Consider the following 12,320-nt stretch of genomic DNA (forward strand, 5'->3'; position numbering starts at 1 on the left):
ATTCCATAAGCTTGTTTAGTCACCTTTTCCAAGTCGTCGAGAGCTCCAGAGGATATTTCATTAAGGATAACTTCCTCAGCAGCACGACCACCGAGCAGTGCACATAGTTGATCCATAAATTGGGGTTTGGTAATAATATGGCGCTCTTCCGGTAGGTACCATGCAGCACCCAACGATTTACCCCTTGGGATAATGGATACTTTGACCAAGGAATCTACATTTTTGAGATGCCAACTTGTAACGGCATGACCGGCTTCGTGATAGGCGACTATCCTTTTTTCTTTTGGGGAAATAATCTTACTACTTCTTTCTAAGCCGCCAACCACACGGTCGCGAGCTTGGGTAAAATCGGTCTGGCTAATCAATGGCTTCTTATTTCGTGCGGCCAATAATGCCGCTTCGTTACAAATATTCGCAATGTCTGCTCCCGAAAAGCCTGGAGTTAAGGAGGCCAATAAATTGACGTCTACGGTGTCATCTATTTTTAAAGGTTTTAGATGCACATTGAAGATTTCTTTCCGTTCTATTTTTGTCGGCAATTCAAGATAGATATGGCGGTCAAACCTTCCCGCTCGTAATAGGGCTTTATCCAAGATGTCTACCCGGTTAGTGGCGGCTAAGACGATCACACCTGTATTGGCGCCAAAACCATCCAGCTCGGCCAATAATTGGTTTAAGGTGTTTTCCCTTTCATCATTGGATTGAAACGATTTGGTCTGGTCGCGACTACGACCCACGGCATCAATTTCGTCGATAAATATAATGCTGGGTGCTTTCTCCTTTGCTTGTTTAAATAAATCTCTTACTCTAGATGCGCCTACGCCTACAAACATTTCCACAAATTCTGATCCCGATAAGGAAAAGAAAGGTACTTGGGCCTCTCCGGCAACAGCTTTTGCCAACAGTGTTTTACCAGTTCCTGGAGGGCCCGTGAGTAATATGCCTTTTGGAATTTTCGCCCCCAGTTTAATATACTCTTCAGGGTTTTTAAGGAAATCGACAACTTCCATGATTTCAACTTTGGCTTCTTTCAATCCAGCCACCTCATCAAATGTCACTTTACTTTTGGTGTCTATGTTTGATAATTTTGCAGTAGATTTTCCGAAATTCATCATGGAACCGCCCATTCCACCCATGCGCATTCTACGCAAAATAAAGATCCAAAAAAGTACGATAATCAAGAATGGTAGAAGCCATGAAATACTCTCGGTCCAGTGGTACCGATCTTCATATTGAACGCCTACCTTTTCGTTGAGCGGCATATCTTCTTGAGCTTTATCGAGTTTGTTTTCAAAACTTTCTATAGAACCTATTTTTATAATATATTGAGGTCCCGATTGCGCGTGTGCATTTTCAGAGATATCTTTAAATTTCTTGTCGGTAAGCCGGTCGGGTTTTATATAAATCTCTGCGGTTTCTTTATTGACGACCACTATTTTTTGAACATCACCTTGACTCAACATCGTCTGTTCAAACTGTAACATGGTAATCTCCTTAGTATCGGAAATGGGATTGAGGAAAAAAGTGATTGCTAGAAAACCTAATACTAGCCCATAAAACCAATAAATATTAAAAAAGTTGGGTTTTTTGTCTTTACTATGATCTTTTTTTCTTTTCACTTTTTCTGTATTTAATTAAACCATTAATAAGGTATGACTTTTTTCCCGTAAGGAAATTTTCGAACTACAGAATTATGTACATTCCACTAGTTTGAAAGTCTTTAGAATCATCTCGAGTTAGAGCGTTTGTTTTTTACAATTAGGATAGGTTTGAATCTCGACAAAGTTACCGATTGATTGGTAGGAATGAAATGACTTCGGTCATCCCCGTTTTTTATCCTAAATTACAAAATACCTCTTTAAAAAGTACATAGCAATGACAAATTAACCACCCAGATATAGGTTTTCTAACCAAAAATGAAGTGTAACTTAGTGTGTTTTTCTTTCAGATAAAAATCTTAAAATTATCGATTTTGAATTTGTTGATGGATTTTAGGGTTGAGACATTTGATGGGGCTGATCTGGGTCATTGCAAAACTTGAAATAAAACTCTAAGTTAGTAAACAAGTAAATATAAGAACCTCAAGAAGAAATATAAGAGATATGAAAGCGGTCATCACAACAGAAAAAATACCTATAAAATTATGGTTGGAAGAAGATCAGATAGAAGAGGGGGCTTTAGCTCAAGCCCGTGATCTTGCCAATCTGCCTTTTGCCTTTAAGCATATTGCCATCATGCCAGATACTCATTTAGGTTACGGGATGCCCATAGGTGCCATCTTAGCCACCAAAGGAGCTGTGGTTCCAAATGCTGTTGGGGTGGATATTGGTTGTGGGATGTGTTCGTTACGAACAAATTTAACCGACCTCGAGACACCTGATTTGAAGGCGATCATGACCATTATAAGAAAAACCGTGCCAGTTGGTTTCAACCGCCATGAGAGCCGTCAAGAGGAATCTTGGATGCCTGAGAAACAAGGAAATTTACCTATTGTCGAGCAAGAGTATGAAAGTGCGCTACATCAGATTGGTACTTTAGGTGGAGGTAACCATTTTATTGAAATACAAAAAGGATCTGATGGCCATATTTGGATCATGATCCATTCCGGTTCCAGAAACATCGGTTTTACCGTGGCCAACCATTATAATACTATCGCTAAGGAGAAAAGCAAAGCTCTGGATCAGCAAGTTCCAAAAGATTTGTCATTTATTCCAGAAGATTCTGAGTATTTCGATCTGTATTGGAATGAAATGAACTACTGCATCGATTTTGCATTGGCAAACCGAAAACTGATGATGGAGCGGACAAAATTGGCCTTTGAGGAAATTATCCCTGAGGTTGAATTTTCGCATTTCATTAATAAACCCCACAATTTTGCGGCCTTGGAAGAACATTTCGGGGAGCAGGTTATCGTACATCGTAAAGGGGCAACTCGGGCTAGAAAGGACGAGTGGGGAATGATTCCTGGTTCTCAAGGGACCCATTCCTTTCTGGTAAAAGGAAAGGGAAACACCAATTCGTTCGAATCCTGTTCTCACGGCGCCGGAAGATTAATGAGTAGGGCAGCGGCTCGTCGAAACCTTGATCTAAAAGAAGAAAAAAAATTCCTTACAGATCAAGGCATCCTGCATGCCATCCGGCACAAAGGCGATTTGGACGAAGCACCAAGTTCCTATAAGGATATTAATGAGGTGATGGCCAACCAAGAGGCTTTAGTGGAAGTGCAAATCAAGTTGCAACCACTGGCGGTTATAAAGGGCTAATAGGATCAACAATCAATTTTCAAGTGTTGTTAATGATCCAAACGTATTTGTAAAATGAAGATCGGAAAATAAAATACCCGTCCAAATCAATCAAAATTTTAAGCCGTGTTTATGATTTAGACTTGTCCCTTTTTTTAGGTTTATGATGACGAATATTTACCCAAAGCGAACCCAGTAACGCCAATAGTGCCAAACCCACCGTGAGTGCATCTACCAAATTAGTATTGGGCAACCAACCGGTTAATTTTTGGACCAGAAATGCGATATAGCTCGATGGCATATTTGTTTTTCCCAAGGATCTTAGCACCTGATAGTGCCAATCAGTCAAAAAGCAGTAACCCCATCCTTTCCAAAGTCCCAGTAGAAACCATGAGCCAAAGGTCACCAACAAGGAAATCAGGTTGAGCTTTCGCAATTTGGGATGGAGCCACCCAAACAGGTTGAAAATAATTAATCCCGTATGCATTACATAAAAAATGAAATTGGCGCTATGTAATCCAAAATCGTTCATATCAATTTGCAGAATTTAACAATCATTTTCTTTTAAATGGGAATAAAACACTCGACTTCGCATAAACTGAGTTTGTACTTAAATTCAATTTTCATTTAAAAATTTGACACCTGCTGATATCAATCGGGATCACGGATCCAATGACCGGCCTGTTTTTACTGATGCCATCCTAGAAAGGTCGTGAGAAAATATGTCCCTTTTTATTTCACGACTACATCAGAGTCTCACTCTTGTTTCAAAAAAAACCACAGAACATCTGTCTGGCTGTTCCGTCTAATAGAATTGGGTAAAAAATGCCAGCTTATTCCATAATGATTTAGTTGAGATACTTATTTATCAATTATTTAGTCGTGTTTAATCTGTCAAATTAAAACTGAAATATTCATAAATAAAAAGATTCCTAAAAGATAAGATTTTTTAATCTTCTTTTAGGAATCTTCATTATCCCAAATCTAAACCAAGAACGAAAAATTTATAATTACTCTTTTATAATAGTGAAGCTCACCTTAGTGGTGACTCGATATTCATTCACTTGATTGTTATCAACCGTTACTTGCATATGTTTTACAGTAACAGATTTAATGTTCTTTACTGTTTTTGAGGCTTCCTTGACGACATTTTTAATTGCATCTTCGAAACTCGTTTTAGAGTTCCCCATAATTTCAATCACTTTTAAAATTTCCATAATATCTAATTTAAATTATTAATAACAGAGCAAAAATACTGAGAACATGTCTCTTACGAAATGACCTAGGTCAGGCAAAAGAATCCTGTTCAACTGACCGGCATCATTTGGAAGCCATTATTGTAGCGGTACTTTTGGATGTCGTATCTCCTAAATGATCTTCCAAACCATGCCGAGTTGGTTATCGATCCTATGGTATCTCTTACAATATGAAATTCAATATCAATAATACGTGTTTGAAAAGGATCATAACTCACACACACTTAGATTCCGTTTAAAGGTTAACACATTATTGCAAATATTATGACTATCTTATATTTTCCACTTCTGCAAATTAAAATCACTTGAATATGAAAGTTAAAAGCACAACCGTTTTCGAAATGCTATCTCGTATGCGCGACTATTTTCAAAAAGGTGATTCCTTTTTGAATTCCACTGCCGCAGCTCCCATACGTTCTGAATTATACAATTTAGATCAAATGAAAGCCCATGCCTGTGCAGTGGCACGATCTCATCAACTTCTAGAAGGCAAACGGAGCGATAGGCTTTTAAAAAGATTGGATGGCAATGAAAAAATCCTGATTGAGGTGCGTAACCTGTTGGTGGAAAGCATTCAGTCCGGAAAGGCAATAACACCTGCAGCAGAATGGCTTTTGGATAATTTTTATTTAATTGAAGAGCAAATTGTTACTGCCAAAAAACACTTACCAAAGAAATATGGCGAAGGCTTGCCTTATCTGTCAAATGGCAACTCTAGCGGGATGCCTCGGGTTTATGATATCGCTCTTGAAATAATTTCGCATAGTGACGGTCTTATTGACTCAAAAGGCCTTAAGGCTTGCATGTTGTCTTACCAATCAGAAAAAATTCTGACCCTTGGTGAGTTATGGGCCATTCCCATTATGATGAAACTCGCCATTATCGAAAACCTTAGAAGGATTGCTGAAAAAACAGCACTCGATATGATTGACAATAATATAGCAGATTATTGGAGTGATCGGATGATCGAAACCATAAAGGAAGAACCTGCAGATCTGATTTTGACCATTGCAAAGATGGCGAGATCCAAGCCTATTTTAAATAGTCCATTTGTGGCGAGATTTACTCAAAAGCTCCAAGGAAAAGGTCCAGTTCTTGCGTTACCTCTTAACTGGTTGGAGCAGCAATTGACCAAGCAAGGATTAACTGCACCTGACCTGATTTGGCATGAAAATCAAAAACAGGCAGCAGATCAGGTATCTGTTAAAAACAGTATTGGTACCTTGAGATTCATTGGTTCCACCGACTGGCGTAAATTTGTAGAAGCCTCAAGTATTGTTGAGCAAATATTGCGTAAAGACCCCACCGGCATTTATTCCCAATTGGATTTTGCCACTCGGGACAGATACCGTCACGTCATTGAATCCATTGCATCTAAGAGCTCTCTTTCTGAAAGTGAAATCGCTGAAAAAACTATTGATTTAACGAAAAGGCCAGAACTGTCAGATGGATCGATACGGGAGAAACATGTGGGTTATTACCTCATTGATAAAGGTTTTGAACAATTAAAAATAGCGTGCAAGATGCGTTTTAATTTGAAACAAAGTCTGACCAGTTTCATGGAGAAAAGACCTGTTTTTATTTACCTTTCCTTAATCACGCTTCTTACTTTCGCGAGTGCTTTTTGGATGTTTTCAATAGCCTGGAAACACGGCGATTTTAATTGGCCATTTTTGATTCTCGTGGCGCTATTATCCATGACAGGTACTGCGCATTTAGCTATTACGTTTACCAATTGGTTGGCCACGATTTGGATAAAGCCCAAAATCTTACCAAGAATGGATTTCTCAAAAGGGATTCCCGTTAAATATCGTACCCTTGTTACCATACCCACAATGCTGTCAAGCAAAAATGATATTGAAGCGGATGTAGAAGCCCTTGAGATTCACTTTTTGGCAAACCGCGAAAAAAACTTACACTTTAGTCTGTTAACGGATTTCACGGATGCAGATTCAGAAACCAAACCAACTGACCGTGCATTTCTTAATTTGGTGAGTGAAAGAATTCAGCAATTAAATGAGAAATACAACGAATCTGGACAACCGGATATTTTTTACCTTTTTCATAGGCCACGACTTTGGAACCCGACCGAAGGCAAATGGATGGGATACGAGCGAAAAAGAGGTAAACTTTCTGCCTTAAATGAGCTATTGCGAGGTGAAGATAGAAAGGATTTTAGCCGAATTGTGGGTGACTACGGGGTTTTAAAAAATATCAAATACATCATTACGCTCGATTCTGATACGCAACTTCCAAGAGAGGCCGCCTGGAAAATGATAGCCACTATGGCACATCCATTAAACCATGCCATATATGATGAGACAAAAAATCGCGTCGTTGAGGGCTATGGAATTTTACAACCCAGGGTAGCTTCCGATTTTCCGAAAGGGAAAACGTCTCTTTATTTGCGTTTACAGGGCGATATGAAAGGGATAGATCCGTATACCCGTGCTTCTTCTGACGTTTATCAGGATATTTTTCATGAAGGATCTTTCATTGGAAAGGGCATCTACGATCTGGATGTTTTTGAAAAAGTATTGGGCGATCGTTTTCCGAAAAATCGCATCCTCAGTCATGATTTATTGGAAGGATGTTACGTCCGCTCCGGTTTATTGAGCGATGTGCTACTGTATGAAACCAACCCCTCAAATTATGAAGCGGATATCAAGCGCCAACATCGTTGGATCCGAGGAGATTGGCAGATAGCAGCGTGGATTTTACCATTTGCACGGGATAAACATGGAGAATGGGTCCGGAATAAATTATCACTTTTATCCCGTTGGAAAATCGTCGATAATCTGCGCAGAAGTGTCTTGCCCATTTCACTTCTCTTAATTTTTGTACTGGGTTGGTCCGTCCTACCTAAACCCTGGTTTTGGACTCTTGCCGTGACCATAATTATATTATTACCGGTCATGGCGGCAGCGTTTTTGGAGCTATTCCGCCGTCCGGAAGATTTAGATTTTAAAGCGCATGTTTCCGAAGTAGGAGGTTCGGTTAGGGAAGTATTATTGCGTTTTATATTTGGGATTGCAGTATTGCCATATGAAGCGTACCGTTTTACACACGCCATCCTCTTAACCAATTGGAGAATGATTGGCACCGGTAGAAAGCTATTGGAATGGACACCATCTGCCACCGCGTCACGTCAATCAAAAGACAGTATTTTGTTCATTTATAGAAAAATGTGGATTGGTCCCGTATTGGCGTTTCTTTGCCTTATCCTATTTTTAAGCTCAAACTCACCCGCCTTTTTTGTTTCCATTCCTATTCTTATCCTATGGTTTATTTCCCCTTCCATTGCATGGCGATTAAGTCAAACGGAAAAAGAAGAAGCTCCCAATCTTACCAAGACCCAAAAGGTGTTTCTTCATAAATCGGCAAGAAAGACCTGGAGCTTTTTTGAACAATTTGTGACTGAAGGAGACAACTGGCTTCCGCCTGATAATTTCCAACAACATCCAAACCCCGTAATTGCGCACCGGACCTCACCTACCAACATCGGGCTCTCGTTGCTCTCCAATCTGACCGCCTACGATTTTGGATATATTACCATGACGGAAATGGTTTTAAGATGTAGCAATACCATCGAAACGCTATATAAAATGGAACGGTATAAAGGCCATTTTTACAATTGGTATGAAACACCTTCCTTAGCGGTTATGAGACCGGCCTATGTATCTACAGTGGACAGTGGAAATTTGGTAAGCCATCTACTTATTTTGCGACAAGGCATTTTAGCCTGTAAATCCAATCTGATTTTCAATATGGAAAGTTATACTGGTCTTTACGCTACGGTAGGGATCATACAAGATTTGTTGAAAGAGGAAAGGGACGAAACTATCGATGAAATCGAAAATTTTCTAATTCCTGTCATTCGTGATAAAAATAATTCATTGTCAGAAATCAAAAGGAATTTAGATGACCTTTTAGCGCTTAGCACGAAAATTAGCACATATGATGAGACGTCGGAGAGCGGGAAATGGATACATAAGTTAAAAAATCAAATTGCAAACATTCGGGAAGATCTTTACCTGCAGGTTCCATGGTTGAATCTATTGCCAATTCCCAAAGAATTTTCCAGTCTGTCCCAACTGGATGTGAATCAGACGCTTGCTTGTCTTTTCGACATGAATGATTATTTGACTAAACAAATTGATCATTACAAAAAAGAAACAAGTGATGGAACGGATAAGGAATGGCTGATCAACTTAGAAACTGCTTTAAAATCCGCAAATGTTGAGATTCCTGAAAAACTCAGCTATTTTGAAGAACTGGCGGAGCAGCTGGAACAGTTGAGCATTGTAGATTACGAATTTCTGTTAGACAAGGACAGGAGCCATCTTTCGATTGGCTATAATGTGGATGAACTCAGAAGAGATGACAGCTATTACGATATGCTCGCTTCAGAAGCAAGGATGGGTATTTTTGTGGGGATTGCACAAGGGATGTTGCCTCAGGAAAGTTGGTTTTCCTTGGGGCGATTGCTTACCGATTCGAAAAACGGACCGGTCCTATTATCCTGGAGTGGTTCAATGTTCGAATATTTGATGCCGCAATTGGTCATGCCAACTTATGAAAACACCTTATTGCATGCCACCAATATTGCCATGGTAAAGCGGCAGATAGAATATGCTAAAAAACGTGATGTGCCTTGGGGCATTTCTGAATCGGGCTACAACAATGTCGATACCAGTCTTAATTATCAATACCAAGCTTTTGGTGTGCCCGGATTGGGATTAAAACGAGGGTTGGAGGATGATCTTGTCATCGCGCCGTACGCCAGCATGTTGGCTTTAATGGTTGCTCCTAAAAAAGCAGCCTCTAATTTAAAAGTTTTATACGAGAAAGGTTTTGAAGGAGAATATGGCTTTTTTGAGGCTATTGATTATACCAAATCACGACTGCCACGTGGCCAAGATCATGTGGTCATCAATTCCTTTATGGCCCACCACCAAGGGATGGGATTCTTATCGTTTGCCTATGTGTTGCTCAACAAACCCATGCAAAATCGATTTGCTGCAGAGTTGCGTTTTCAAGCGACCTTATTGCTTTTGCAGGAGCGCATTCCAAAGAAATCTATTTTTTATGCACATACTGCTAAAGTCGCTGATATTCACACTACAGGGGCAGAAGCGCAATTAAGAATTATAGCCACGCCAAATACGATCATCCCAGAATTGCAATTACTTAGTAATGGGAATTATCAGGTCATGGTCAGCAATTCAGGAGGCGGATACAGTCGTTGGAAAGATTTAGCCGTCACCAGATGGCGAGAAGATGCCATAAAAGATAATTATGGGATCTTTTGTTATATAAAAGATGTGGATAGTGGAAACTTCTGGTCCAATACCTACCATCCAACTCTTCAACCTTCCAAAAACTATGAGGCGATATTTTCTCAGGGCACCATCGAGTTTTACAGACGAGATTTTGGATTTGAAACCAAAACCCAAATTGTGGTGTCTCCTGAAGATAACGTTGAAATAAGAAAAATTAGGATTACAAATAGATCACAGGCTCCAAAAGTTCTAGAAATCACCAGTTATACTGAACTTGTTTTGGCCACGCAGGCCTCTGATGAGGCACATCCGGCATTCAGCAACCTGTTTGTTCAAACCGAAATACAGCCAGAATACAATGCGATATTTGGTACAAGAAGACCCCGGTCTAAAAATGAAGTGCCACCCCATTTTTTCCATTTAATGGATGCCTACGGTGCAAAAGTAGAAGAGGTTTCCTTTGAAACTGACCGTATGAAATTTATTGGTAGAGGAAGAACCTTAGCTGATCCGCAGGCCATTGATGTTGGTAAATTAGCAGGTAATCAAGGTGCCGTTTTAGATCCTGTAATGTCTACAAAGTGTCGTATAACCATTGAGCCTTACAGCACGGCTACCATTGACCTTATCTATGGCATTTGTGAAAGTCGTCAAGAAAGTGAAGCGCTCATGCATAAATATCGAGATAAGAATCTTAAAAAACGTGCGTTGGATCTTTCCTGGACCCATAGCCAGGTTTTATTAAGACAGATTGATGCAACAGAAGCAGATGCCCAAATATTCGGAAAATTGGCATCTTCAATAATTTATTCAAATCCTGCCTTACGAGGCGCTGAGGCAGTAATCAAGAGTAATTTCAGAGGTCAGTCCGGACTTTGGAGCCATTCGGTTTCGGGAGATTTTCCGATTGTATTGCTTCAGATATTTGATATGAAAAACCTCGATTTGGTTACGCAAATGGTCAAAGCGCACGGGTATTGGCAATTAAAGGGATTGACCGTAGATCTTGTCATCTGGAATGAGGATCATGGTACTTACCGCGATGAATTACAGGATCAGATCTTAAACATGATTTCCGCTGTGAACACTTTAACTGGTCATGTTCCCGGAAAGATATATGTAAAATCAACCGATCAAATTTCGGTGGAGGATCGTATCTTATTTGAAAGTGTTGCCAAGATAATTATCACCGATAATAATGGCACCTTATCGGAGCAAATAGCAGGACTTTACACAGAAACGGGATCATCTCCATTATTGGAGATTACAGCCAAAGCTCCCAAAAATATAAGCCTTGAAAATGCAGTGCTGCCGTCAGGCCTTAAGTATTTCAATGGCACAGGCGGTTTTACGTCCGATGGGAAAGAATATAAAATCTTAAGTGATAATGAAGTCATCACCCCAGCACCTTGGGTGAATGTCATTGCAAATGAGACTATTGGGACTGTGGTTTCTGAAAGTGGGTCAGCCTACACGTGGGCAGTAAATGCACATGAATATCGCATGACGCCCTGGCAAAATGATCCCGTGATGGATGGCAGTGGGGAAGCATTTTATCTGCGGGATGAAGAAAGTGGATTATTTTGGTCACCAGCACCTTTCCCCATAAAAAGTGAAACAAATTATATCACGACGCATGGTTTTGGTTATACTAATTTTGAGCATATAGAAAACGGCATAGCTTCCAAAATGAATGTGTTTGTGGACAAGGAAGCACCCCTTAAGTTTGTAGTGCTTACTATAAAAAATAAATCAGAACGCTCTCGAAAACTATCGGTTACAGGATATTTAGAAATTATTTTAGGCAATGTGCGCTCTAAAACCAATATGCATATCCTTTCAGAACATGATACGCAAAACAGAGCTTTGTTCTTTAGAAATAGGTACAATTATGCATTTGCCAATCGTGTGGCATTTTTCAAAATTATTGGAATAAATTCTTATAGTTATACCACCGACCGATCTAAATTTATTGGGCGGAATAGAAGTCTGTCCAATCCTCAGGCGATGCAACACCAAGACTTAAGAGGAAGAATTGGTGCCGGACATGACACTTGCGCCGGGCTGCAAGGTAAATTTGAATTGCTGGCAGGAGAAGAAAGAGAACTTGTTTTTGTGATTGGCAATGGTGAAAATACAGAAGCGGCCCTTAAGCTAATCCAAGATTTTTCAGACTTGACTACCGTTAAGCAGTCTTTTGATGAGGTTAAAACTTACTGGAATGAAATCGTCACTACGGTGCAGGTTCAGACTCCGGATGAGGCTTTAAATCTTCTGGCCAATGGATGGCTCACTTATCAAACCATAGCTTCCAGATTGTTTGCCCGTAGTGGCTTTTATCAATCTGGAGGTGCCTTTGGTTTCAGGGATCAGATTCAGGATGTGCTGTCCTTATTGCACAATAAACCAGAATTGGCCAGAGAGCAAATTCTTCTAAATGCTTCCCGTCAGTTTGAAGAAGGTGATGTGCAGCATTGGTGGCATCCACCGGAAGGTAGGGGCGTGCGTACCAATTGTTCTGATGATTTGTTATGGTTGCC

At 40.0% G+C, this 12,320-nt stretch carries 5 protein-coding genes; 2 read left to right on the forward strand and 3 right to left on the reverse strand.

The genetic code is table 11. The features are described from left to right. A partial coding sequence (ftsH, locus tag VLZ86_RS04490) for an ATP-dependent zinc metalloprotease FtsH (protein WP_325449169.1) occupies window positions 1–1,619 on the reverse strand: 1,619 nt, incomplete at its 3' end. 483 nt (window positions 1,620–2,102) lie between these two features. Here ftsH and VLZ86_RS04495 point away from each other — a divergent pair. Continuing rightward, window positions 2,103–3,263: an RtcB family protein gene (locus VLZ86_RS04495; RefSeq protein WP_325449171.1), complete on the forward strand. Its 1,161-nt coding sequence runs from the start codon at window positions 2,103–2,105 to the stop codon at window positions 3,261–3,263. Window positions 3,264–3,372: 109 nt separating this feature from the next. On the opposite strand, the gene VLZ86_RS04500 is transcribed toward VLZ86_RS04495, so the two are convergent. Together VLZ86_RS04500 and VLZ86_RS04505 are read right to left on the reverse strand one after the other, a co-directional pair. Beyond that, entirely contained in the window at window positions 3,373–3,774 is a 402-nt protein-coding gene (locus tag VLZ86_RS04500; protein WP_325449173.1) for a DUF2784 family protein, read from the reverse strand. Window positions 3,775–4,252: 478 nt separating this feature from the next. After that, window positions 4,253–4,459 carry a dodecin family protein gene (locus tag VLZ86_RS04505; RefSeq protein WP_325449175.1) on the reverse strand — a complete coding sequence of 69 codons (207 nt, stop codon included), beginning with the start codon at window positions 4,457–4,459 and terminating at the stop codon, window positions 4,253–4,255. Between the two features lie 350 nt (window positions 4,460–4,809). On the opposite strand from VLZ86_RS04505, the gene VLZ86_RS04510 reads away from it, so the two are divergent. After that, the coding region (locus VLZ86_RS04510) for a GH36-type glycosyl hydrolase domain-containing protein (RefSeq protein ID WP_325449177.1) at window positions 4,810–12,320 on the forward strand (7,511 nt) is incomplete at its 3' end.

Source organism: Gelidibacter sp., assembly GCF_035515035.1.
Taxonomy (GTDB): domain Bacteria; phylum Bacteroidota; class Bacteroidia; order Flavobacteriales; family Flavobacteriaceae; genus Gelidibacter.

Excerpts from the sequence above, each read along its gene's own strand:
- VLZ86_RS04495 (WP_325449171.1), top strand. The coding sequence starts at position 2,103 with ATGAAAGCGGTCATCACAACAGAAAAAATACCTATAAAATTATGGTTG.
- VLZ86_RS04500 (WP_325449173.1), bottom strand. The coding sequence starts at position 3,774 with ATGAACGATTTTGGATTACATAGCGCCAATTTCATTTTTTATGTAATG.
- VLZ86_RS04505 (WP_325449175.1), bottom strand. The coding sequence starts at position 4,459 with ATGGAAATTTTAAAAGTGATTGAAATTATGGGGAACTCTAAAACGAGT.